At 63.7% G+C, this 22,201-nt stretch carries 22 protein-coding genes; 11 read left to right on the forward strand and 11 right to left on the reverse strand.

Going from position 1 to position 22,201, the window contains the following annotated elements; translation table 11 throughout:
• Nucleotides 1-432 precede the first annotated feature (432 nt).
• On the forward strand, nucleotides 433-825 hold the full coding sequence (locus tag DX923_RS03070; RefSeq protein WP_116112607.1) for a cobalamin B12-binding domain-containing protein: 393 nt from the start codon (nucleotides 433-435) through the stop codon (nucleotides 823-825).
• Between the two features lie 27 nt (nucleotides 826-852).
• Here DX923_RS03070 and DX923_RS03075 read toward each other — a convergent pair whose 3' ends face one another.
• The 4 genes from DX923_RS03075 to rpmG form a co-directional block, all read right to left on the reverse strand.
• Nucleotides 853-2,358 carry a hypothetical protein gene (locus DX923_RS03075; protein ID WP_116112609.1) on the reverse strand — a complete coding sequence of 502 codons (1,506 nt, stop codon included), beginning with the start codon at nucleotides 2,356-2,358 and terminating at the stop codon, nucleotides 853-855.
• Between the two features lie 196 nt (nucleotides 2,359-2,554).
• Nucleotides 2,555-2,815 (reverse strand): type B 50S ribosomal protein L31, encoded by a 261-nt coding sequence (locus DX923_RS03080; RefSeq protein WP_116112611.1) that lies wholly within the window; start codon nucleotides 2,813-2,815, stop codon nucleotides 2,555-2,557.
• Between the two features lie 67 nt (nucleotides 2,816-2,882).
• Nucleotides 2,883-3,188 carry a 30S ribosomal protein S14 gene (rpsN, locus tag DX923_RS03085; RefSeq protein WP_116112612.1) on the reverse strand — a complete coding sequence of 102 codons (306 nt, stop codon included), beginning with the start codon at nucleotides 3,186-3,188 and terminating at the stop codon, nucleotides 2,883-2,885.
• Nucleotides 3,188-3,355 carry a 50S ribosomal protein L33 gene (rpmG, locus tag DX923_RS03090; RefSeq protein ID WP_006501589.1) on the reverse strand — a complete coding sequence of 56 codons (168 nt, stop codon included), beginning with the start codon at nucleotides 3,353-3,355 and terminating at the stop codon, nucleotides 3,188-3,190. The genes rpsN and rpmG overlap by 1 nt, the downstream gene beginning before the upstream one ends.
• Before the next feature lie 65 nt (nucleotides 3,356-3,420).
• Between rpmG and rpmF the strand changes: the two genes are divergently transcribed.
• Nucleotides 3,421-3,600, forward strand: a complete 180-nt coding sequence (rpmF, locus tag DX923_RS03095; protein ID WP_116112614.1) for a 50S ribosomal protein L32 — start codon at nucleotides 3,421-3,423, stop codon at nucleotides 3,598-3,600.
• A gap of 95 nt (nucleotides 3,601-3,695) precedes the next feature.
• Here the strand turns inward: rpmF and rpmB are convergent, their stop codons facing one another.
• Nucleotides 3,696-3,932 (reverse strand): 50S ribosomal protein L28, encoded by a 237-nt coding sequence (gene rpmB, locus DX923_RS03100; RefSeq protein ID WP_116112615.1) that lies wholly within the window; start codon nucleotides 3,930-3,932, stop codon nucleotides 3,696-3,698.
• Between the two features lie 108 nt (nucleotides 3,933-4,040).
• Between rpmB and DX923_RS03105 the strand changes: the two genes are divergently transcribed.
• From DX923_RS03105 to DX923_RS03120, 4 genes are all read left to right on the forward strand, one after another.
• Complete coding sequence (locus DX923_RS03105) at nucleotides 4,041-5,141, forward strand: GTP-binding protein (RefSeq protein ID WP_116112616.1); 1,101 nt, start codon at nucleotides 4,041-4,043, stop codon at nucleotides 5,139-5,141.
• A gap of 138 nt (nucleotides 5,142-5,279) precedes the next feature.
• The gene (gene sucC, locus DX923_RS03110; RefSeq protein WP_116112618.1) at nucleotides 5,280-6,467 is read left to right on the forward strand and encodes an ADP-forming succinate--CoA ligase subunit beta; all 1,188 of its coding nucleotides are present in this window, start codon (nucleotides 5,280-5,282) and stop codon (nucleotides 6,465-6,467) included.
• A 14-nt stretch (nucleotides 6,468-6,481) separates the two neighbouring features.
• Complete coding sequence (gene sucD, locus DX923_RS03115) at nucleotides 6,482-7,369, forward strand: succinate--CoA ligase subunit alpha (protein WP_116112620.1); 888 nt, start codon at nucleotides 6,482-6,484, stop codon at nucleotides 7,367-7,369.
• 249 nt (nucleotides 7,370-7,618) lie between these two features.
• The gene (locus tag DX923_RS03120) at nucleotides 7,619-9,076 is read left to right on the forward strand and encodes a cation:dicarboxylate symporter family transporter (RefSeq protein ID WP_116112621.1); all 1,458 of its coding nucleotides are present in this window, start codon (nucleotides 7,619-7,621) and stop codon (nucleotides 9,074-9,076) included.
• 164 nt (nucleotides 9,077-9,240) lie between these two features.
• Here the strand turns inward: DX923_RS03120 and DX923_RS03125 are convergent, their stop codons facing one another.
• Genes DX923_RS03125 through DX923_RS03140 form a run of 4 tightly spaced genes read right to left on the reverse strand, consistent with a single transcriptional unit; the run spans nucleotide 9,241 to nucleotide 13,189 of the window.
• Entirely contained in the window at nucleotides 9,241-10,065 is an 825-nt protein-coding gene (locus DX923_RS03125; protein ID WP_162872745.1) for a polysaccharide deacetylase family protein, read from the reverse strand.
• Nucleotides 10,066-10,123: 58 nt separating this feature from the next.
• On the reverse strand, nucleotides 10,124-11,029 hold the full coding sequence (locus DX923_RS03130; protein WP_162872746.1) for a glycosyltransferase family 2 protein: 906 nt from the start codon (nucleotides 11,027-11,029) through the stop codon (nucleotides 10,124-10,126).
• Entirely contained in the window at nucleotides 11,026-12,111 is a 1,086-nt protein-coding gene (locus tag DX923_RS03135) for a glycoside hydrolase family 26 protein (protein WP_116112625.1), read from the reverse strand. The genes DX923_RS03130 and DX923_RS03135 overlap by 4 nt, the downstream gene beginning before the upstream one ends.
• Nucleotides 12,112-12,154: 43 nt before the next feature.
• Nucleotides 12,155-13,189, reverse strand: coding sequence for a hypothetical protein (locus DX923_RS03140; protein ID WP_162872747.1), 1,035 nt, complete (start codon nucleotides 13,187-13,189; stop codon nucleotides 12,155-12,157).
• Between the two features lie 515 nt (nucleotides 13,190-13,704).
• Between DX923_RS03140 and DX923_RS03145 the strand changes: the two genes are divergently transcribed.
• The 5 genes from DX923_RS03145 to DX923_RS03165 are packed head-to-tail and all read left to right on the forward strand — an operon-like array spanning nucleotide 13,705 to nucleotide 19,376.
• On the forward strand, nucleotides 13,705-14,658 hold the full coding sequence (locus DX923_RS03145; protein WP_240322719.1) for a glycosyltransferase family 2 protein: 954 nt from the start codon (nucleotides 13,705-13,707) through the stop codon (nucleotides 14,656-14,658).
• A complete protein-coding gene (locus DX923_RS03150) occupies nucleotides 14,655-16,037 on the forward strand; it encodes a hypothetical protein (protein WP_116112630.1) in 1,383 nt (460 codons plus the stop codon). The genes DX923_RS03145 and DX923_RS03150 overlap by 4 nt, the downstream gene beginning before the upstream one ends.
• Nucleotides 16,034-17,575, forward strand: coding sequence for a hypothetical protein (locus tag DX923_RS03155; protein ID WP_116112632.1), 1,542 nt, complete (start codon nucleotides 16,034-16,036; stop codon nucleotides 17,573-17,575). Before DX923_RS03150 ends, DX923_RS03155 begins: the two co-directional genes overlap by 4 nt.
• The gene (locus DX923_RS03160; RefSeq protein WP_116112634.1) at nucleotides 17,572-18,756 is read left to right on the forward strand and encodes a glycosyltransferase family 4 protein; all 1,185 of its coding nucleotides are present in this window, start codon (nucleotides 17,572-17,574) and stop codon (nucleotides 18,754-18,756) included. The genes DX923_RS03155 and DX923_RS03160 overlap by 4 nt, the downstream gene beginning before the upstream one ends.
• Nucleotides 18,753-19,376, forward strand: a complete 624-nt coding sequence (locus DX923_RS03165; RefSeq protein WP_116112635.1) for an acyltransferase — start codon at nucleotides 18,753-18,755, stop codon at nucleotides 19,374-19,376. The genes DX923_RS03160 and DX923_RS03165 overlap by 4 nt, the downstream gene beginning before the upstream one ends.
• A 71-nt stretch (nucleotides 19,377-19,447) precedes the next feature.
• Here DX923_RS03165 and DX923_RS03170 read toward each other — a convergent pair whose 3' ends face one another.
• Together DX923_RS03170 and DX923_RS03175 are read right to left on the reverse strand one after the other, a co-directional pair.
• Nucleotides 19,448-20,815 (reverse strand): hypothetical protein, encoded by a 1,368-nt coding sequence (locus tag DX923_RS03170; RefSeq protein WP_116112637.1) that lies wholly within the window; start codon nucleotides 20,813-20,815, stop codon nucleotides 19,448-19,450.
• A 111-nt stretch (nucleotides 20,816-20,926) separates the two neighbouring features.
• Nucleotides 20,927-21,841 (reverse strand): hypothetical protein, encoded by a 915-nt coding sequence (locus DX923_RS03175; protein ID WP_116112638.1) that lies wholly within the window; start codon nucleotides 21,839-21,841, stop codon nucleotides 20,927-20,929.
• Nucleotides 21,842-22,201 lie beyond the last annotated feature (360 nt).

Here is a 22,201-nt window from a genome sequence, read left to right on the forward strand (position 1 = left end):
CGCGACTGACATGTATGCGGAGGGTGTCTTCGCCACCAGTGGGCCACTGACCTGCACTGTTGCCTTTTCTGGTGTGAAGTCTCCGTTATTTTGGTCGGACATCGTTAATCCAGCAAGCGCCCAGGAAAAACTCAAGAAAGCCCGGAAGGTCTCTCAAACGTGATCTACAAGGGGCTGTCGCCACCGATCGTCGTGACCTGATGACGTCGAGTTCTGTTGTGAAACGAGTGAGCCCGATCCGGTCGGTTGAGGGCGACCGAGGCTGCGCTCGAGTGGACCGATCGCGCTTTCGTCCCGGCCGGAAAAATCGACATGAGAAATTTCACAGAGATGTCACCGATTTTTTGTTCGATGTCCTGTGGGTTGCCGCGTCCCGATAGTCGAGGCGATTGATTCCGCGACGATGAGCGGGTCCGCAGTTAATCTGACGTCATGACTGACTCTCCGCTGCGGATCGTCGTGGCCAAACCAGGGCTGGACGGGCATGATCGGGGTGCCAAGGTCATCGCCCGTGCGCTGCGAGACGCGGGGATGGAGGTCGTCTACACCGGCCTGCATCAGACGCCTGCACAGATCGTCGAAGCCGCGATACAGGAGGACGCCGATGCGATTGGGCTCTCCGTCCTGTCCGGGGCTCACATGACTCTTTTCGCGAAGACGATGGAGCTGCTCCAGGAACGTGATTCCCAGGACATCGTGGTCTTCGGCGGCGGCATCATCCCTCAGGAGGACATTCCGCTGCTCGAGGATCTCGGTGTGGCGAAGGTCTTCACTCCCGGTGCGACGACGACCGAAGTCGTCGACTGGGTACGAGCTCACATCTGAGGACGTTCCGTGGAGGATGCGCTGAGCTCAGTTCCCTTGTCTGCCTGCTTGCTGCCGCATCGCGGTCAGCCCGAGGCCTCCGCCGAGCAGGAGCGCGGCGTAGAGAGCAGTGGCGATGATCTCCGTGCCGGAGGTAGGTAGCCGACCCGCCAAAGGCGCGGCTGCTTCCGCGATAGCCGCAGCTGAACGCACTGGGACCCGCTGCGGAGCCGAGCTGGCGATCCGCTCCGGGGGGCCGGTCAGGATCGATTGCGCATCCATTCCAGGCAGGGTCTCCGGCGCTGGCGCCTGGGCCGGTGCCGGAGGTGGCACCTGGATCGGCGCAGGTGGGGCCAGTGGTTGTGGCGGCGTACCAACTGGTGTGGAGATCGCCGGACCCTGCAGGACGGGGGTGTGGCGCTGCTGTTCCTGGGTCGGGGCTACTGGGACGAGTGGCCCTGTGACCGGGGAGAAGGGGACGCCACTCGAGGGTGGGCGGTTCAGATCGGGCACAGGATGATCCACCGCAGGCGCGGATGGCTGGGAGGTCAGACGGGCGAGGAATGGCACCGGCACCTCGGGTCCGTCCTGACCGCCGTAATGCTGTTCAGGGAGCCAGGCTGCTGTGGCTGTCGATGAGGTGGCGTGTCCGTTGAAGACGCTGGTGCCTGCGATCTGGTAGCCCTCGGCTCGGTAGCCCGTGGTCCGAGCGCTGATCTCCAGGACGTAGTGGTGGCCGCTGCGTAAACGGTCGGAGGGGACTCGGATGCCACCGGGGCTCAGCCTGCCGTCATGGCAGGCGATATCGCTGATCTTGGACCGATCCTCCGGGGCGGTGCCCCAGACGTCCCACAAGCTGGCTTCGGCGCAGGCCAGGCTTTCGCCCAGCCGTGCGTCGAGCGAGAGGACCGAGGAGTGGTACAAGGAGAGCTGGGAAAGAGTCGCGCTGCTCACCTGGCCACGGACGAGATTGCCCTTCTCCACCGTGCTGCTGATCTGGGCGGTGACGGTGGTGCGCAGCGGTCTTCCTGCGCAGCTGGGGCAGGCCGGCATCGTGACTTCCGTGCGCATCCGGCCGGCCTGTTTGCCGGTGTCGACGGTCCAGTCGATGAGGGTCGAGCTGCCTGGTGCATGGCGTTCTCTGGGGAGGTCGAGGAAGATCGAACCGGAGAAGGAATTGACCGGGGCACGTGATCCGCTGCGGTTGAAACGGAAGGTCGTTGTGCCATCAGCGGCGACGGTCATGGTCAGGCCGGGGAGGGCATATGTCCCGCTGAGGACCTGGGTGCCCGCGGGGAGCCGGGGCCGCAGGGTGACCTGCGAGCCGGGGGTGGCGGTGCACCCAGCAGGGAAGGTGCCGTTGAGCTTGACCTGGTGGGGTTCCCAGTAGCTGGAGGACTGGACGGCCTGCGACTCGACATGGGGAAGACAGGAGCCAGGTGTGGTGGATGTGCTCGTCGCGGCGGCGGCCTGCCCGGTGAAGACGCTCAAGGGCAGCAGCAGTGCCGTGATACCGATGACCCGGCGGTGTCGCAGCGGTGCGATGGGAGGCATGAGGGGGAGCTCCTAGCAGCGGATTGTGCTCAGGTATCCGATCGTCAGGCCTGGAGGCGAATTGAGAAGAACTGGAAAACATTCTCTCGCAGCCTTCTTCGAAAACGTGGGAAGGTCTCGAGCGAACTTGAGCTTGTGCGCCAGGGGCGGGGCCTCTCACGGTGGCCCCGCCCCTGGGAACGGAGGATTCTGCGGGTCAGCGTCCTTCGTTGCGTTTGGCCCCGTACCGGCGGTTGAACCGCTCGACGCGTCCTGCGGTGTCGACGATCTTCTGCTTACCGGTGTAGAAGGGGTGGCTCGCTGAGGACACGTCCACGTTGACACAGGGGTAGGTGTTGCCGTCCTCCCACTCGATGGTCTCGCGGGGGGTCGCGGTGGACCGGGTGAGGAAGGCGTATCCGGCTGCGGCGTCGCGGAAGACCACCGGTCGGTATTCGGGATGGATTCCCGGTTTCATGAGGACTCCTGTCTGGATGGCTGGGGTTTGTCCACGGTGTCGTCGGGTCCAGGCGAGTGGACGGGTTTCACCAGCTGGACTTGGTGACTCCGGGGAGTTCTCCGTCGTGGGCCATCTGGCGGAGTCGGACCCGGGAGATGCCGAAGGTGCGGAAGTAGGCGCGGGGGCGTCCGTCGACGGCACAGCGGTTGCGCAACCGGGTGGCGCTGGCGTCGCGGGGCATCTTCTGCAGGCGGGTCATCGCGACGGCTTTGTCGTCATCGCTGGTGTGCGGTGAGGCGATAGTCTTCTTGAGGGTCGCGCGTTCTTCGGCGTAGCGGGCTACGATCTCGCGGCGCTGCTGGTCCTTGGCGATTTTGCTCTTCTTTGCCATCAGCGTTCCTCTTTGAATTCGACATGGCGGCGGACGACGGGGTCGAATTTGCGCAGGATCATCCGATCGGGGTCGTTGCGCCGGTTCTTGCGGGTGACGTATGTATAGCCGGTGCCCGCAGTGGAGCGGAGCTTGATCACCGGCCGTACATCGGAGTACTTGGCCATGGGCCTGCCTTTCGCTGAACTATCATGAGAATCATACTCAAATACACCGACCACAAGGAGCCCTGATGGCTGTCCCCAAGCGCAAGATGTCGCGCAGCAACACCCGTTCCCGCCGGGCGAACTGGAAGGCCACTTCGGCCGACCTGGTGCCCGTCGCCGTCAATGGCGAGATCTACCGAGTTCCTCGTCGCCTGGTGCGCGGCGTCGAACGCGGTTACGTGGATCCCGCCACGGTGGGTATGTGATCCGGCGGATCGAGTCGTGATGAGCGGGTGGGCCTTGCGGGGTCCGCCCGCTCGTTGTTTCTTCTCCGGGTGGAATCCTGGACGAGGTCGCCGGCTCAGATCTTCTCGCCGCGGGCCTGGATCCGCTTGACCGCAGCCTCGATGCCGATGGAGTCGATCGTCTTGATGGACGAGGCCGACAGGCGGAGGGTGATCCGGCGCCCGAGGCTGGGTACGTAGTAGGTCTTCTTCTGGATGTTGGGATCGAATCGACGTGAGGTGCGTCGGTGCGAATGGCTGATGGTCTTGCCGAAGCGAGGTTCGGCGCCGGAGAGCTGGCAGTGCCGGGACATGGCGTGCTCCTTGTGATGCGTTCTCTCCCGCTCTTGTGGGGGAGGTGTCTGATCCTGCTAGCCTAAGAGAACGATTCTCATTAATAAAATTTGCCCGGAGGTAAATCAGTGCAGCCTGTCCCGGTACACATCGTGGTCGGCCTCGATGCCCCCGATCAGGCACTCGCTGCCATGGGGCTGCATGTCGACCTGACCGGATCCGCCGTGGTCTCGGTAACCGTCGACGCAGCCGAGGGCGCGGTGCGGTGGGTGGTCTCCGACCTCACCGGCATCGCCGAACAAGGCCATGAGGACGTGGCGCACCCCTGCTTGACCTGCTCCATCCGCGAAGCACTCCTCCCGATGCTGACCAGGCTCGCCTCGTCAGGGCGCTGGGCCTCCCTGATCGTGGTCCTCCCCGTGGCCGCCGACCCCCTACCCATGACCCTCGCCGTCGCAGAGGGCGAGGTCCGGGGCCAAGCCGTCGCCGACATCCTCGAGGTCGCCACGGTCGTGGCCGTCGTCAGCGCCAAGGACCTCTGCTCCGGTGTCTTCGACGATCCCCTCCTGAGCGAGCTCGACCTCAACATGGTCGACGACGATCAGCGCGCCTACGGCGAAGTACTCGTCGCCCAGATCGAGCTGGCCGATGACATCGTGCTGGTCCACGGCATCCCCGACGAGTCCGATGCCGCGCTCCTCGACCATCTGCGCCGACCCGGGAGCCGACTGCACCACGGGATGGAGACCTTTGGCGGATCGCCTGCCGTTGCCGACTACCGCCACGACATTCAGGCCTCGCGTGCCTTCGTGGACCCCCGGCATCGCCGCCCCTCCGGAGCCGTCCCTGCCGGCGGCATCGTGACCATCGAACTGACCAGCTGGAAACCCTTCCACCCCGAGCGTCTTCTCGAACGAATCGAGGAACTGGGGTCGGGAGACCTCCGTGGCCGTGGAGCCTTCTGGCTTCCTGGACGCCCAGGCCTGGCGATCGCCTGGGACGCCGCTGGCGCCGCATTGTCCATCGGGGCAGTCGGTCGCTGGGATGACGCCGAACGTGCCACCCGACTCGTGGTGACCACTGACGAGGAGACCGCTCAGGTCGTCAGCTCGGCCTTCGACGCCGCCATCATGACCGACACCGAGATGGTCAGTGCGCAGGCACGATGGTCCGGCCGCGACGACGGCTTCGGGGAATGGCTGGGAGACATCGAGTTCGGTGCTGCCTGAGCGGTCACGGCCCGGCTGCCGGACACGGCGACCGGGCCGTGATCTTTCTGCAGATCGGCGCTTTCCACGGAAGTTCCTCGGCCTGACCGTTCGGTAGGATCGGGCCCGGGCCTGACCATCAACGACGAGGGAGCTGCCGTGGATCTTTTCGAGTACCAGGCGCGGGATGTCTTCGAGAAGCACGGCGTACCCGTGCTCGCCGGGAAGATCGCCGAGACGCCTGCCGAGGCCAAGGCAGCGGCTGAGGAGATCGGCACCAGGAGCGGCGGCGTCACCGTCGTCAAAGCACAGGTGAAGACCGGCGGTCGTGGTAAGGCCGGTGGCGTCAAGGTCGCGAAGACGGCCGACGAGGCCGGGCAGCTCGCCGAACAGATCCTCGGGATGGACATCAAGGGCCACAAGGTCCGCGTCGTCATGATCGCGCAGGGCGCCCAGATCGAGGAGGAGTACTACTTCTCGATCCTGCTCGACCGCGCCAACCGCAACTACCTTGCGATGTGCAGCAAGGAAGGCGGAATGGAGATCGAGCAGCTCGCCGTCGAGCGCCCAGAGGCCCTCGCGCGCATCGCCGTCGACCCCAACGTGGGCATCGACGAGGCCAAGGCCAAGGAGATCGTCGAGGCCGCCCGCTTCGACGCCGAGACCGGCGCCAAGGTCGCCCCCGTGCTCCAGAAGCTCTGGGACGTCTACAGGAACGAGGACGCGACCCTCGTCGAGGTCAACCCGCTGGTGAAGGTCGCCTCCGGCGACATCGTCGCCCTCGACGGCAAGGTCACCCTCGACGACAACGCCACGTTCCGCCAGCCTGAGCACGCCGGCCTGGTCGACGAAGCCGCCGAGGACCCGCTGGAGGCCAAGGCCAAGGCGGTGCACCTCAACTACGTCAAGCTCGACGGCAATGTCGGCATCATCGGCAATGGCGCGGGACTCGTCATGAGCACCCTCGATGTGGTCGCCTACGCCGGGCAGGACCACACCGGCGGCGTCGCCAAGCCCGCCAACTTCCTCGACATCGGTGGCGGCGCCTCGGCTCAGGTCATGGCCAACGGCCTGGACGTGATCCTCGGTGACGAACAGGTCAAGTCGGTTTTCGTCAATGTCTTCGGTGGCATCACTGCCTGTGATGCCGTCGCCAACGGCATCGTCGGCGCCTTGCAGACTTTGGGAGACAAAGCCACCAAGCCGCTGGTCGTTCGCCTGGACGGCAACAATGTCGAGGAAGGACGCCGGATCCTGCGCGACTTCGACCATCCCCTTGTGACCATCGAAGAGACCATGGACGGCGGAGCGCGCAAGGCCGCCGAGCTGGCCGCCGCGGCGAAGTGAAGGACTGACGACTGATGGCAATCTTCCTCAACAGCGACAGCAAGATCATCGTCCAGGGCATGACCGGCTCGGAGGGCATGAAACACACCCAGCGCATGCTCGCCTGCGGGTCGAAGATCGTGGGCGGGGTCAACCCCAAGAAGGCCGGCACCGAGGTCGAGTTCGACGGTGGTGTGAAGGTTCCCGTCTTCGGGACGGTCAAGGACGCCATGGCTGCCACCGGTGCTGATGTTTCGGTGGTCTTCGTGCCCCCGGCCTTCGCCAAGTCCGCGGTCGTCGAGGCGGTCGATGCGCAGATGCCGCTGCTCGTCGTCATCACCGAGGGCATCGCGGTCAAGGACACCGCGGAGTTCTTCAACTATGCCCAGGCCAAGGGCAGCACCCGCATCATCGGCCCGAACTGCCCCGGCATCATCAGCCCCGGGCAGTCCAATGCCGGCATCACCCCCGCCGACGTCTCCGGTCCGGGCAAGCTCGGACTGGTCTCCAAATCGGGCACGTTGACCTACCAGATGATGTACGAGCTGCGCGACATCGGCTTCACCACCGGCCTCGGTATCGGCGGTGACCCGATCATCGGCACCACGCACATCGACGCCCTCGAAGCCTTCGAGAAGGACCCCGACACGGTCGGTATCGTCATGATCGGCGAGATCGGCGGCGACGCCGAGGAGCGTGCGGCGGTCTACATCAAGGAGCATGTCACCAAGCCCGTCGTCGGCTATGTCGCCGGTTTCATGGCACCCGAGGGCAAGACGATGGGCCACGCCGGTGCGATCGTCTCCGGCGGGGCCGGCACCGCCGAGGCCAAGAAGGAAGCTCTCGAGGCAGCGGGGGTCAAGGTCGGTAAGACGCCCACCGAAACCGCGAACCTCATGCGGGAGATCATCAAGAACCTGTGATCCGCGCAGGTCAGGGGTGAGGGCGTCGTCTGTCGGACGGTGATGACGCCCTCGCTCGGCTGTTCAGCGGGCTTTCCGTGCAGAGGCAGTTCTGTCTACACCGCTGGTGTCCGTGACGGCGATCCTGGACGACCGTCCGTCTAGCGCATTCATGGACCGTCAGCCGCTTGATGTTCCTTCAGTTCTCCGCTGGCGAATTTCTCTCCTTAGAGTTTGCTCTCGCTCTGAGCAGGCATCGAAGGAGATGACATGGCGAACAAGGCCTATACGGCGGGAGCCCCGACCGTTGCCGATCCACCCCGACCGCACCGGGATCGCACCCACTGGCTCTACCTTGCCGTAATCGCCGCAGTGGTCGGCGGCATCGCCTTCGGCGCTGTGGCTCCGGACGCGGCCAAAGAAGTGAAATGGCTCGGCGATGTCTTCGTCAAGCTCATCAAGATGATGATCAGCCCGGTCATCTTCTGCACCATCGTGCTCGGCATCGGGTCGGTCGCCGCAGCGAAGAATGTGGGCAAGGCCGGTGGGATCGCTCTGCTCTACTTCGTCACGATGAGCACTTTCGCTCTGGCGATCGGCTTGGCGGTAGGCAACCTGATCCAGCCGGGACACGGCTTGACCGTGGTCAAGGGAGGCGGTGACAGATACGCCAAGGCGGCTGAAGGCAGCGGCGGTACGGTCGCTTTCCTCAAGTCGATCGTTCCGGAGACCTTGTTCAGTGCGTTGACGGCCGGGAGCGTGCTGCAGACGCTGTTCGTGGCGCTGCTGGTCGGCTTTGCCATTCAGCGGATGGGAAGCCAAGGGCAGCCGCTGCTCACGGGTATCGGTCACCTGCAGAAGCTGGTCTTCCGTATTCTCACGATGGTGCTCTGGTTGGCCCCTATCGGGGCATTCGGCGCGATCGCTGCTGTGGTGGGTGAGTCCGGGACCGCTGCGGTCGCGGAGATGATCAAGCTGATGCTCGGCTTCTACCTCACCTGCCTGCTCTTCATCGTGGTGGTCCTGGGGACGATCCTGGCCGTGGTGACTCGGCAGAACATCTTCAAGTTGATGAAGTACCTCGGTCGGGAGTACCTGCTGATCTTCGCCACCTCGTCTTCGGAGTCGGCCCTGCCCAACCTGATGGCGAAGATGGAGCATGCCGGTGTGTCCCGGAGCACTGTCGGGATCGTGGTGCCTACTGGCTATTCGTTCAATCTGGACGGCACCGCCATCTACCTGACGATGGCGTCGATCTTCATCGCTGATGCGATGAACAAGCCATTGAGCCTGGGGGAGCAGGTCGGTTTGCTCATCTTCATGATCATCGCGTCCAAGGGCGCAGCAGGGGTGACCGGTGCAGGGTTGGCCACCTTGGCCGGTGGTCTGCAGAGTCACCGGCCGGAGCTGCTCGACGGTGTCGGGATCATCGTCGGGATCGACAGGTTCATGTCCGAGGCCCGGGCGTTGACCAACTTCTCGGGTAACGCCGTGGCTACCCTCTTGGTCGGCCGTTGGACCGGGACTGTGGACCTGGAGCAGACCCGTCGCGTGCTTTCCGGGGCGGAGCCGTTCGACTACACCACGATGGTCGACGCCCATGAGTCCGAGGTCCATGTCGGGGTGCACCCCCCTGCACCGGTCAACCCTGCGGATCGGATGCATCCCACCCCCTATCCGGTCCAGGTGGAGAGCACGGACGTACCGTTGGCACCGAAGTCTTCTTGACCGTGGTCGGGTGGGGCTTGGCCATGAGGCCGCCAGGCCCCACCCGACGGATGTGGAGCGTATCCACGCCGGGGTGATCCTTGTCAGGCGCTCATCGGCCTTTTCATCCCTTCGACGGCCACTTCTCTACGAAAGTTGATGCAGGTGAAGGGAATTCATGATTGTTATCCGTTCTTGTCGGGGGAGAGCGCTGCTCGTGCGGTGGACTTCCGCTCGAACCAGGGCACACGGGCCTGGGGGGCAGCCTTCGCCAGATCACTCAAGGTCAGTGCGACATAACCTTCGTCGAGGATTGCCCGAGCCAAACCCCGAGTGAGCTCGCCTCGGTCGAATGTCGGAACCGATGTAGCGCCTTCGGCATCCGGAAGCATTCCCGACGAGGCATCGTGCAGAAGAAGGATGCCCCCCGGGTGCAGCGCAGCAACGGCCCGATCGACCAGCACCGGCGTGGGGATGTCCTCCCAGTCCCGAGCCCAGGCTGTCCACACGGGGATATCCAACCCTGCGGCGCGCAGTGCGACCAATTGGGACATGCGGATCGCGCCGTAGGCGGGTCGGTACCAGCGGACGGTTCGTCCGGTCAATCGGGACAACGTTGCCCTGGCCTTGAGGATGCTCTGGATCGAGACCCGGAAATCGAGGGCTGACACCCGGTCGTGATCGTGACCGTGCAGCCCGACCTCATGTCCCTCCTCGATCATCCGCCGGATGAGCTCAGGATGCCGGACGGCATGCTCGGCGAGGACGAAGAAGGTCGCCGAGATGCCGATGTCCCGCAAAGCGTCCAGTACTTGTGGTGTGTGTTCCGGGTCTGGGCCGTCGTCATAGGTCAGAGCGATGATCTTTTGATCGGTGACTGCGGAGCTGAGCACTGTGAACGGACTACTCAATCGCGCGAGAGGCCCGATCTGAGGGCCGAGACGTTCGAGGGGGCGGGGTCCGCTTTCGTAGGCACAGACATAACGACGTCGGACGAGGACGATGCTCACGGTATGGTCCGTCTCTGAAGGGGAGGGACGCCTGTCGGGGGTGACAGCGCGCTGGATGTCAGCTTCTGGGGAGTTCCGGTGGGGAGGCTTCGGGGGAAGGGGCAGCGGTGTGACGTCCGAGATGCCAAGCCAGCTGCCAGGTCACCCCCCTGACGGTGGGGACGAGGAAAAGAGTACGCAGTGCAGCGCCGATCGATGACTGTGAAAAATGCTGCCCCTGAGAGCGTTCCACTGGTGTCACCTGGGGGGCCAAGCAGCCGTAGCGCTCTTCCAGCCTGGTGTAGCCACGACCGTAGTCGAGCCCTTGCCTGAGTGCGCCTCCCACCGTGGACCTGAGCCGGGTGTGCAGCACCATGTCCGGGGCGTACTTCAAAGGGGTTCCGTGTAATTGGACCCGCCAGCACAGGTCGGTGTCCTCCAGGCAGGGCAGCTCCTCGTCGAATCCTCCGACGCTCAGGAAGACCTCTCGATGGATAGCCATATTTCCCGACCCGGCGTGGGGAAGGCCCAAACTGTTGCTGGTGCCGGGTTGGAGTCCTTCCTGCTGTTCCATGCGACGGGTCCGGGCTAGCCGCTCGGAGTTGAGCCGGTTGACCTCGATCTGTCCGGCGACGAACGGGTGAGTTGCCATGGCGGCGCAGGTTGCGGACACCCAGCCGGTGCCGACGATGTCGTCGGCATCGCAGAAAGCGATCCAGTCGCCCTCTGCGGCTTCGACGCCTCGGTTGCGGGCGTGAGCCGGCCCGCGTCGTGTGCTCGCATCTATCACTCGTAGTCGGAGCCGGTGGGTGTAGGTCTCGGCGATCGCCACGGAGTGATCCGTCGAGCCGTTATCGGCCAGGATCACTTCCCAGGGCAGTTCACAGGTTTGAGAGGCGAGGGCTTCTAGCTGGTCGGAAAGAGTTTCCGAAGCGTTGAAGCAGGCGATGATGATGCTGAGTCTTGCCGCGGATGACCTTTTCACGAACTCTTTCCCCATTCTGCTTTGAAGTGGGCACCGGCCTTCGGAAAGTTTTTGATGAGAGAGTGGGCGTCTCCCTCGTTGTCCCATTCAAAATATGAATGCATGACAATGCGATTGGCGGGGTCTTTTATGAAGCCGTTCATGCGATCTATGAAATCGCTATTGTCATCTCCACCTGGGTATTTTGTGCCAGACCACAGGCCCCACTCAGGGAAAGCCATCGGCTTATTGTGCGATCGCGCAAAATCTGCCCAGAATTTTAATCCGCGGTCGCCCCCGTAAATCATGTTGTTCCACATGAATGTAGAACGTGTTGATCGGCATTCTTGGTCGCACTCGGCTGGATATGGATAGCCTTGAGGGTGGAAGCCTGTGTCGTAGATGTCAAGGCCAATAACATCGACAACATCATCACCCGGATAGAAGCGACTGGCGTCCTGGGTGACTCCCTGACTTCCGTTTCCTGGGTTCCAGATCAAAGTGAATCGTTGGCCCGGTGTCGAGCGCAGCACGGAGGCGATTCTCCGAAAATAGGCATTGAAGGATTCGGGGTCCGTCGCGTAGGAGTAGGAGCCTTCCATGTTGTATTCCCAGCCCACCCGAATCATGGCATCGGAATAACCACGTTTGACGAGTTCCTTACCCAGAGTGGCGAAGTGGTTGTCGTAGGCACCTTTTGCCCCAGAGGCGTTGTCGGCGCTCTCCTTCAGGGGGCGCATCGGGACCGAGAGCACCAGCCGGTAAGGGGAGCCTGCCCAGTGATCGAAGAGATACGACGGGTTGGAGAGCTGCTGCCAGGTGGCGGCAGCTTGGAAGTCGACCACTGTATCCACCGGCTTGCCCAGCCAGGAGCTGAATTCCTCGACCTGCCCGCGTTGGGTTCCGCGGAAGACCCCGGTCAGTGGGGGCTGACCTGGTGCAGGGAGAACCGGCTGTGCCGGCCCTGTGGGGGATGCGGACGAAGTGGGTGGACTGCTCGGCCCTTTACCAGGGCTACAGGCGGTTGTGAGGAGTAGTGATGCTGTCACCAGCGCGGTCATGAATCGGGTGAGATCGTTCTTGCGCGCCGAGTGAGCGGTCATCTGTATGTATTTCCCCTGGTCTTGCGGTGGACTGCGATCGAGGTCAAGAGTTGTTCTTGATGTTGACCCGGCGTGAGGACGGGGGCGTGGCGCGCACGTTGATGGGCTGCGTGGTGAGCGGGACGTTCGCCGGCATTGCTGCTTCCTCGTCGAAGTCGGTGACGACGACGCCGATCACCGGTATCCCGGCTTGCCTGGTCACGGTGCGTGTCGTGTCCAGGGGGAGGGCCAGTGACACGGGCGGGCACATCGCGATGACTCCGTCGACCGCTTTCCCGTAGGCCACGACTCGGTAGTCCTCAGCGATCTCTTCTGCGCTGATCAGGGTGATGGCAGCTTGGCGGCGCAGCGCGAGGGTCGAGTCGAGGTCGGTGAGATCTTCCAGGCTACGGACGGAGACCGCGGGCTCGATGTCTCGGAGCGCTTTGGCCAGCTGGCGTGCCGCGATCGTGGCGTGGTCGGGCAGCCCAGGGGTGACCACCATCAGGACCAGGGGAGAGCTGCCTGCCGCGGCGTAGACCCCGGCCAGGCCTCGCTGCAGTCGATGTTCTCCACCCTCACCGCAGCTATCGGCGATCACCGGGACGCCGAGACGATCAGCGATGCGGCGTGCCCCTCTGACGCGAGGGGAGAGCAGATGCCGGATGGTCAGGAAAGTAATCGTGCCCAAGGCACCGAAAAGCCCTGTGAATACAGCATCCCGAAGTGGTTGGGGCGCAGTGGGTTTGCTAGGCGCTTGGGCGTTTTCGCGTAAAGCGAGGCCATCTCCGTAGACGGAAGCCTTGGTGTTGAGGTCGTTCAGGGCGGCAGGGGTGTCGCTTCCCTTCGGCAAATTCTTGGCCTGGCCCTTGTTGGACGACTGTACGTGTTCTGAATATGCCGACGTGACAGCGTTAACGATCTCTGCTGCCTGTTCTGCAGTGGGTGCTTTCGCACTGACGACCACGACACCACCCTCCTTCTGGGGGGTGGCGCGAACGCGTTCCCGGAGCTCCTCTGCGCTCGGGCCACCTCGCAACTTGGAGTGGGTGGAATCAAGTACCGGTCGGGATTTGATCAGCTCCGACTGATTAACCATGAAGCGTTGAATGTCGTAGCTAGGGCTCAGGTTAAAAGGATCAAATTCTTTACTTGCCGAAAAGACCAATCGGGCAGATGCTTCATAGGTGGTTGCTCTTGTTGAGGCAAACAAATATCCAGCTATAAAGAGGATTGCCAGCGCAGCGGCGGGAAGATAGCTATATTTCGCAAGGGCTAATCCTAGGCCCCGAACCCGATTATCCATCACTTCCCCTTAGATGCTGCAGTGAGCTGAGCTCCTTTGCTCCGAGCCTCCTGCTGGCCGCTAGTCGTCGGTCCCCCCTGACCGGCGGCGGATGCCGGCCTAGACAGACTCATGGTCTGCCGTATGGCAGTATTCCACAGGAGGCGACTGTGATGAAATCATGGGCTACGATAATATGCACTGTGCCCCGCCAAGTGGGCAAGAAGCTATCGTCAAGATCTATCCCATGAGCTGGTATAGGGGCTGGGAGACAAGAGCTTTCACCGGGCCTGCGATCCTTTCTGGGACCGACAAGGGGAGTCCTGTTAGTGGCTGTACCACAGTTCGAGATCGTGCTTGTCTCCTACCGCAGTGCGCCCTTGGTTGAACGTCTCGTTCATGCCTGGGGAGAGTCGATCTCCGTGATCGTTGTCGACAATGCAAGAGATGTCGATGGTTTGTCCTCTCTTCCAGAAATTTGCCCATGGGTGACTTATGTCGACGGTCAAGGGCAAGGATTTGCCAGGGCTGCGAATAAGGGTGCTTTGCGGTCAAAAGCGCCATATGTCATTTTCGTCAATCCGGATTGTGCGCCCACTGCGGAAGATCTCTCGAATCTGGTTGACGGGCTCAGCCAAGACCACACCGCGCTCTCCCACGCCGCGACCATGACGAGCCGTGACGGTGAAATCGAGATCGGTGTCGGCGGCTGGGAACCTTCAGTACGCCGCGCTCTCGTCTTCGGTTTCGGGCTCCATAAAGTCCTGCCCTCGTCCGGTCTCTACGCCAAGCCGTCCCATAGCCAACACATCGAGGTCGACTGGACGACCGGTGCCTGTATGGCGGTACGTCGCCAGGACTTCTTGCGGGTCGGAGGTTTCGACGAGAGCTTCTACGTCTACTGCGAGGACCTCTCCCTGGGTCGGCGGGCCCGTAACGTCGGTCTACGCCAGGTGCTACGAGCCGATGTGAAGGTTCGGCATGGCGCAGGCAGCTCAGGGGCTCCTTCCGACGAGATGCTTCGCATGCGGGGAGCCTCGATCGCCAACTACGTCAAGCGCTACCACCCGCTGGAAGCACCTGCCATCAGAGCCGCGCTGGCTGCAGGTAACGGCATGCGTGCCGTGCAACGACAACTCCAAGGAGACAAGGGAGAAGCTCGAGGGTTCTGCTCGTACGTCGCCGGAGTGGTGACGCGGAGCGCGCACGTCGGAGGGCAAGAAGTGGCCCGCGCCCGGATGCAGGAGACCGAACAGCCTCCCGGGCGGCGTGAAGATCGATGAAAAGGATCGCCGCTTCCGAAGTGGTCGATCGTGAACGTCCTGCAGAGACCGCTGATCTCTTCGCGCGTCCCGTTCACGACCCCGGCGCGGAACACCCGCGTCGGCAGGTTCGACGCACCATGACACTTCTGAAGTGGCTTCTTGTGGGATCTATCGTCCTACAACGATTCCAGGTCCCCGGAGGGATCCCGGTCACTCTGCTCCTGCTGCTGGCCGGTGCCTTCCTGATGGTGGCCTGGGGTACCGCAGTGGTCTCTCGTCGGGCGACGGTGCTCTTCCTGATCGCCACGACCTCCATGGCCTTTCTCTCCTGGTTGGCCGGGCAGGTTCAGGCGGAGGCCTCCATGACCTCTTTCCTCTTCCTGATGATGCTCTACATGCCCTGGATCCTTCGGGTGCGTGACGACCTTCGCGAATGCATGGTCGAACTCGGCCGGTTCTACGTGATGCTGATGAGCTTCTTCGGGGTCGTCGGCTTCGTCCAGCTGACCGTCCAGTTCCTCCGGATCTGGTCGTACACGGATTATCTCGGCCAGGTGCCGGAAGCCTTCTTGATCCCCGGCTTCAACTCAGCGGCCATGCTCACCTACGGGTCGGGCATCTACCGTGCTCATGCCTTCGTCTTCCTCGAGCCGTCGATGCTTTCGCAATCGTGTGGTCTGGCCCTGATCATCGGCCTGGCACTGCGTCTGCGGCTCGCAGCGCTGGTGGGGCCGGTCCTGGGGCTGGTCGGGGCGACCTCAGGAACCGGGCTGATGCTCTTGGGGGTCGGAGTCACCTTGATCGTCCTTCTACGGCCGCGGCTGCTGCGCCCGGCCTTCATCGTCCTGGCCGTGGTCGGCCTGATCGGCATGCTCCTCTCCCCGGCGGCCGCGCCACTGCTCGAACGCTCCGACGAGATCGGGCAGAGCGGAAGCTCTGGCTCGCTGCGGTTCATCGACCCGTATGTCCAAGTGATAGAAGGGCTGGAGAAAGACCCGCTGAGAGTGGTGCGAGGTGCCGGACCAGGAACCAGCGAACGGCTGCTCACCAGTGCTCGTGGTCTGGGCCAAGCTGTGGTCTACACGATCCCGGCCAAGCTTCTCTTCGAGTACGGAGCCTTCGCCGGGGGGCTCTTCCTGATCTTCATCCTGTATTCTATGCTTCGACCTCTGTCGATACCCCTGCTCGGGCCGAGCATGGTGTTCATGCTGATGTTCCTCTCCGGAGCATTGCTGCAGCCGAATACCTGTCTCATGGCTTGGCTCATGTTGGTGATCTGGCGTCGACCGTTGCGGGACCCCCGGTCCGAGGAAGAGCCGGCCGGTATCGACGGCGTACCACGCCTGCGCATCGGGGACTGGCCTGCGAAACGGATGCCCTCAGGGGCGGGCGCGTGAGGCGTGCCCGTCGCGGTGACGACCCTGCAGATCCGGGAAGTCATGGCGGCGAACCCTGGGAATCCTTCCCCGAGCACGCCCGACAGGACAACCGTCGGGGGAGGCCGGCCTGGGACGATCCGCCCACACCTCCACCGTGGGCCGGCAAGGTCGAATATCACGACGCCGTGGTCGCTCAGCTTCACGACCCTTGGGAGGACGACGAGCCTTCAACGCGACCCCGACAGGAACGACGTCGTCCGTCGACGGACATCGAGCTGAAGCCACCCGCCGAGGTGGAGGAACTTCGGCCCCCGGAGCAGGCCGGAGGCGGTTTCCTGAAGAAGTTCGGCGGACCGGCCTTGTGGGTCTTCGCCGACCAGGCCGTGTGCAGCCTGTCCACTTTCGCCTTGGCCATACTCGTCGGCCGCTCGGTGGGCGAAGAAGCTTTCGGGGCCTTCTCCATCGCCTTCCTGGTGTTCACCTTCCTGGTCGGGCTCTCCCGGTCGACGGTGACCGACCCGATGGTGGTGATCTATTCCAAGGAGGACGCCGCTGCCCAGAATGTTGCGGTGCCCAAGGCGATCGGCCTGGCGACGCTGCTCGGGATGGCCGGTGCACTACCGACTCTGCTGACCGGGCTCTTCCTGGGCACATCGAGCGTGATCGGCGCATCGTTGATCAGCCTGGCCCTGGTGCTTCCTGGGCTGCTGCAACAGGATGCCTGGCGATTTGTCTTCTTCATGACCGGCCGTCCTCGACCTGTCGCGATCAATGACACCATCCGGACAGTCCTGATGTTCGCCCTCGTCGTGTGGCTCCACAGCAACTCGGTGATCAACAGCGCCACGATGATTCTGGTGTGGGGTGCCTCGGCCTATATCGCCTCGGCGCTGGGCGCGGTGCAGGCACGGAGACCAGCTGCCTTCCGCGGATGTCTGGAATGGCTGGGCGGACATTGGAAGCTCTCCGCCCAGTTCGGAGCTGACTTCACCATCAGCCAAGGGTCGTTCAACGGCACGAATGTGGCTTTGGGGCCGATCAGTTCGCTGGCGACCGTCGGCGCGTTGAATGCCTCACGCAGTCTGCTCGGCCCGCTGTCCATGCTGTTCGGGGGGTCTACCGCCATGGTGCTTCCCGCGATGTCGGCGCGCAGCCATCGGACCCTGATCGGGTTGGCCGCTGCAGTGAGCGGCCTGCTCTCCGCCGTGGCAGCCGGATGGGTGCTCTGCCTGATGATGATTCCTCGGAGCTGGGGAGTGGCGCTGCTGGATCGTAACTGGGCCGGGGCGGAGGCAACCATCCCCGCGACCGGGTGGGCTGTGATCATGGTGGGTGCCGCCGTCGGCCCCAACCTGGCTTTGAAGGCCAGGGAGGAATCTGCTCGCCTGCTCCGGATCACCTTGGTGCAGGCACCCTTGATGGCGCTCCTGGGGCTCTCCGGTGCCTGGGTGGGTGGCGCAGTCGGGGCATCCACGGGTTTTGCCATCGCTCAGAGCATCGGGGCTGCTCTGACCTGGAAGGTGTTCGTCGACGTCGAACGAGAGGCGGTCTTGTGACCCCACGACAGATCCTGCTCATCACCAAAGAGTTCGGCTTGCCTGCCCGCTCAGGAGGCATGCTGCGTACCTTGGCCATCGCCCGTGCCCTGGCCACGGTCGGGGAGGTGACCATCGCCCACCCCGGCGGTCTGTGGCGGCTCCCGGAAGGATCCAGGGACGACTTCGTGACCGTCGCGCCGGGGCGAACCTACGGGATCCGGGACAACCTGCGGACCTTCGTGACCTATCGGACGGTCGGCGGCACGCGTACCTGCGGGCTAGGGCTGCTGGACGCGGTCCGTGATGCACTCCGCCAGGACGTCCGCTACGACGCAGCGGTATTGGACCACACCTGCCTGCTGCGTGTCCGCAGTCTGCTGCCTGCAGACCTGCCGGTCGTAGCGAGCATGCACAACGTGGAATCCGACCTGATGAAACAGCGGATCAGTGCCGAACACGGCATCCGCAAGATCGTCGCTGCCGTGGAACACCGCTGGCTGTTGGCCCAGGAACGATCTGCCGCTGACCTACCCACCGTCGTGTGCACCCAAGCCGATGTCGACGGCCTTTCCTCCCGAGGCGGGGCCAAGGTTTCCGTGGTTGCCCGTAATGGTGTTGACCCTGTTGCTGACTCCTCTCGCGGGCAGGACGCCGAGAGTTCCCAGGAGCTCCTGTTCACCGGAGCGCTGGACTGGGGGCCCAACACGTCTGGTCTGCGCTGGCTGGTGGCAAGCGACGCCTGGAAGAAGCTCTGTGTCGAACGGCCTGGGCTCGTGCTGACGATCGCAGGCCGTCGTCCCTCTCCGGAGTTCCTCGCCGAGATGGCGGCAGCTCCCTCGGTGAGGGTTGAAGCGGATGTCCCTGACATGAAGCCGCTCCTGGAGCGGGCTCGGCTCGGAGTCGCCCCTCTTCTCGAGGGAGGGGGGTCACGGATCAAACTCCTGGAGTACATCGCTCACGGGTTACCCTCGGTGTCCACCTATGTAGGTGCCTCCGGTCTGGACCATTTGCCACCGGGAGCTGTCACCCAGGTTCCTGAGGACGCCGAGGCTTTCTGTGCTGCAGTGCGCACTGCACTGGACGAAGGAACAGCGGTGCTCTCTGCCGAAGCGATCGCATACGGTCTGCAGTGGTACAGCTGGACGGCGGCGCTTGAGCCCCTGACCGAGCTCGTGGCGGACAAGAACGACGAAGGGTGACCACTGTGACGACCACCGACAAAGTGACCGGCGTGACATCGGCCGAAGACGGTCGCGAGGGACTGTCTTCGGCAGAGGAGAAGAAGTCCGAGGCCTTGCGGGCACGGGTGCTCCGTCTGGTGCGCACCGAGTGGAAGTTCATGTCGTACAACGCCTTGCTGAACTCGGTGCTGGGGTCGACACTCGTCCCCCGCCCGCTGCGGCTGCTCGGCTACCGGATGATGGGGCTCGATGTGAAGGCCATCGACATCTACCCGGGGCTGAAGCTCTACATCCGCGACGGCTCCTACCTGAGCATCGGTCGGAACACCACGATCAACCATGACGTCATGATCGAGGCGACCGGGAAGGTCACGATCGAGGAAGACGTGATGATCGGTCACCAGGTCGTCATCATCACGTCTCACCACCCGCGGCTGTCCGACGGGAAGATCTCCCGTGGCATGGAAGGTCGCCCTGTCACCCTGAGCAAGGACTGCTACATCGGCGCCCGGGCTCTGATCTGCCCCGGCGTCACCATCGGGCCCAAGGTGTTGATCGGTGCCGGCGCCGTCGTCACCAAGGACTGTCTGGAGCCTGGCGCCACCTACGTGGGTATCCCGGCGCGCAAGCTGGGCTGACCAGCCGAGAACCCTGAGCGCGCCCCCGGCGTCAGCGGAGATCCGCTGACGCCGGGGGCGTTCTGCCGGAATCAGAAGAGCCTGGCGTACTCCGCCGAAGAACGAGGCATCTGCACCGGAGACCATAAGGAGTTCGCCACCCCTGGCCCCGGCTCGTTGAAGAAACATTCCACGGCGAGGACATCACTGTTCGCCATGAACCATTCGTACATCTTGCGGATGTAGAAGGGGTTGTCTCCGGCTCCCTGCCTGCTGACATCGGCGGTGCCCCACTCCGGAATGCTCATCCCTTTGCGGTGAGCCCGCGCGAAATCAGCCACATCGGCGATGCCCGGCGCTTGCGCCGGCCGGATGGTCCGCGCGAACGAAGCCTCGTCGGTGGACCTGGTGTTCCACCAGTCGTAGGTATCGCAGCCGACAAGGTCGACGACGTCATCGCCCGGATACAAGGAGGTCAAGGCGTCCAGGCGGGATCGTTGGCCGGGGATCCCCACACCGCAACCGATCCCGAAATCCATCAGGAGTTTGGGTGCGACCGCCTTCATCGTCCGTGACACGCGGGCGAAGGCAGCTCGGTAGAGCGGCGCATGTGCTGCACCGGCCTGCCACGGCCACCAATCGCCGTTGGCTTCCCAGCCGATGCGGACGATCGCGTCGCCTCGTCCATGGGCGAGCAAGGTCTGGGCTTGTCGCCGCCACACCTGATCGTGGTCACCGCGGGCCACCGTGGCCAGAGAGCCCGTTCCGTCCTGGGGGAGCAGCGACAAACCGTAGACGAGCTTTCCGGGGAAGCCGTTGAAGACCGAGATATTCCAATCGCTTTCCGCGATCCGGGCGAAGGATTCCTTGTTCGAGTAGGAGACGGTCGCATCGGTGGAAGAGCCACGGAAGATGCCCCATCCCTCGGCCCGTTGCGGCCCCCACGTGCCGCCGGCGACCCAGGCTCCGGAGAACCACGGCTTCCCGGAGCGGGATGTTCCCCACAACCGGGTAGCGGCATTGCCTGTCGGAGGGGGCGGATTCGTACCAGGGGGGCGAGGTGTGAAGACACCGGGCCGAGGAACGACCGTCGAGGCTGTCCGGACGGCGCCGGAGTCCTGATCGGTCACCGTGAAGGTGTAACTCCGTCCGGCGACCAGATCGGTGAAGAGATGTTCCCGGCGGGAGCCCTCCACGACCTCACGGGAAGAAACCGCCTCGCCGGTGAGGGAGATCAGCCAGCCGGCAGCGGGGGAACGCTCAGCGGACCAGTGCACCGCAACCCCATGGCCCAGGAAACGGATGGACAGCTCGGGTTTTTCAGCTGCGGTCGACGACTCGGTGCCCCGTCCAGGGGCGGTGCCTGCTGAGGCCGGAAGCAAGTTTGCACCGGAGAGCAACAAGGCTGCGACGGTGCCGCACGCCACGGCGGTACGACGCCGGAACAGGCTCGGGGACATGAGCGGACCCTCCTGAGGCGATCACGGCTCAGGCCGGGAGTGCCTGAGCTCATCCCCGAACAGCCCTGTCGGTACCCCCGTGAAGAAGGCCGAAACCTCCCGGACCGGCTTTCAGGAGACCCGTCGTCCGGAGGAGAGCGTGTCGTCGATCCTGGTCGGGGACACCATCTCGGTCGAAGCAGGGTCCTCAGCACGGATGAAGGGTTTGATCTCCCCGTACTCGGCATAACGCTGCCGGCGCTGTTCGAAGGTGTGATCGCTGCGTAGCTGCCACAGGTCGGACAGGACGAAACGGTCTCCGCGGGTGATGACCAGGGTCTTGGACCCCAGGGCGGGGCGCCACTCTCCGCCGACGTCGAGGAGACGTTCCACGATCTCCTCCTCCTCGCCGATGAAACGTGCCGGGTCGATGTCCAGATAGGCGCTGAAGGCCTCGGCCGAGTCGGCGAAGTCGATCGCCATGTTGTGGCCGTGAGCGAGGGCCCGTTGTCCGCGACGGTCGCGGACCTCGGCGACCATCACCTTGCGTACGCTGCGCAACATATCGGCGGTGCCGCTCTCCCCATGGGTGAAGACAGAGTTGCCCAGGGTGACGACGGGCCGGGACCAGGCTCGACATGTTCGGGCCATGACAGCCGCCCATTCCAAGCCGACAAGGGTGTCGGCGTCGGTGAACAAGATGGGGCCACGGCCGCCACGGCGCTCTCGCAAGGTGGCGACGCCATGTTGTAGAGCCGCCATTTTGAAGCTCTGTGTGGATTCCAGGACGCAGGCGCCCATGCGCTCCGCGCGTTCTGCCGTGGCATCGGTGGTGCCATTGACGATGACGTACGGACTCACCGGGACCGAGGACCAGGACAAGGTCAACAGCGTCGCCGGGAGATCTGATTCCTCATTGCGCGCCGCGATGAGGACGGGAATGCCCTCATCGGTGGAGAATCGTCGCCGGGTCTCCGGGGCGTGGGCAGCTACGACGTCTGCTCCATCGAATTTTCTCAGCTGGCGAACCTGCTTCAGTGCGAGCATCTTGTCCTCATCCCCCTCTGAACGTCCTTGCCCGGTCGGAAGTCGGTCACATTCCGGGCTTTTTCCCGTCAGCCTTCGGCGTGGTCCGTGAGACACCGTCGGTTGTCACAGTCGGGTTGGGGGACGGCGAAGTGCCACACCTGCTGGGGCTGGGTCGAGTGTAATGGACGAACGACCAGGACGAGGGTCCGATTCTCGATCCTGTCCGGTATGTCAGGTCTGGACGGCCTGCTCCGGGACGCGCCCGCCCAAGGCTGTCCCATGTCGATGGCGCTGGTGTCCAGGAGTTCCCCCGGAGGTTCGTCAAAGGGCCCGTCAGTTACGTCTGTTCCGAGGAAGATCATCCGACGTGCAGGATGG

This window comes from Austwickia chelonae (assembly GCF_003391095.1).
Taxonomy (GTDB): Bacteria; Actinomycetota; Actinomycetes; order Actinomycetales; family Dermatophilaceae; genus Austwickia; species Austwickia chelonae_A.

What these genes read in the sequence shown, in the direction of transcription:
- rpmG (WP_006501589.1), bottom strand. Translation starts at nt 3,355, where the DNA reads ATGGCCAAGTACTCCGATGTACGGCCGGTGATCAAGCTCCGCTCCACT.
- rpsN (WP_116112612.1), bottom strand. Translation starts at nt 3,188, where the DNA reads ATGGCAAAGAAGAGCAAAATCGCCAAGGACCAGCAGCGCCGCGAGATC.
- DX923_RS03170 (WP_116112637.1), bottom strand. Translation starts at nt 20,815, where the DNA reads ATGTCCCCGAGCCTGTTCCGGCGTCGTACCGCCGTGGCGTGCGGCACC.
- DX923_RS03150 (WP_116112630.1), top strand. Translation starts at nt 14,655, where the DNA reads ATGAAAAGGATCGCCGCTTCCGAAGTGGTCGATCGTGAACGTCCTGCA.
- DX923_RS03070 (WP_116112607.1), top strand. Translation starts at nt 433, where the DNA reads ATGACTGACTCTCCGCTGCGGATCGTCGTGGCCAAACCAGGGCTGGAC.
- DX923_RS03175 (WP_116112638.1), bottom strand. Translation starts at nt 21,841, where the DNA reads ATGCTCGCACTGAAGCAGGTTCGCCAGCTGAGAAAATTCGATGGAGCA.
- DX923_RS03080 (WP_116112611.1), bottom strand. Translation starts at nt 2,815, where the DNA reads ATGAAACCGGGAATCCATCCCGAATACCGACCGGTGGTCTTCCGCGAC.
- DX923_RS03135 (WP_116112625.1), bottom strand. Translation starts at nt 12,111, where the DNA reads ATGACCGCTCACTCGGCGCGCAAGAACGATCTCACCCGATTCATGACC.
- DX923_RS03140 (WP_162872747.1), bottom strand. Translation starts at nt 13,189, where the DNA reads ATGGTTAATCAGTCGGAGCTGATCAAATCCCGACCGGTACTTGATTCC.
- DX923_RS03075 (WP_116112609.1), bottom strand. Translation starts at nt 2,358, where the DNA reads ATGCCTCCCATCGCACCGCTGCGACACCGCCGGGTCATCGGTATCACG.
- rpmF (WP_116112614.1), top strand. Translation starts at nt 3,421, where the DNA reads ATGGCTGTCCCCAAGCGCAAGATGTCGCGCAGCAACACCCGTTCCCGC.
- sucD (WP_116112620.1), top strand. Translation starts at nt 6,482, where the DNA reads ATGGCAATCTTCCTCAACAGCGACAGCAAGATCATCGTCCAGGGCATG.
- rpmB (WP_116112615.1), bottom strand. Translation starts at nt 3,932, where the DNA reads ATGTCCCGGCACTGCCAGCTCTCCGGCGCCGAACCTCGCTTCGGCAAG.
- DX923_RS03120 (WP_116112621.1), top strand. Translation starts at nt 7,619, where the DNA reads ATGGCGAACAAGGCCTATACGGCGGGAGCCCCGACCGTTGCCGATCCA.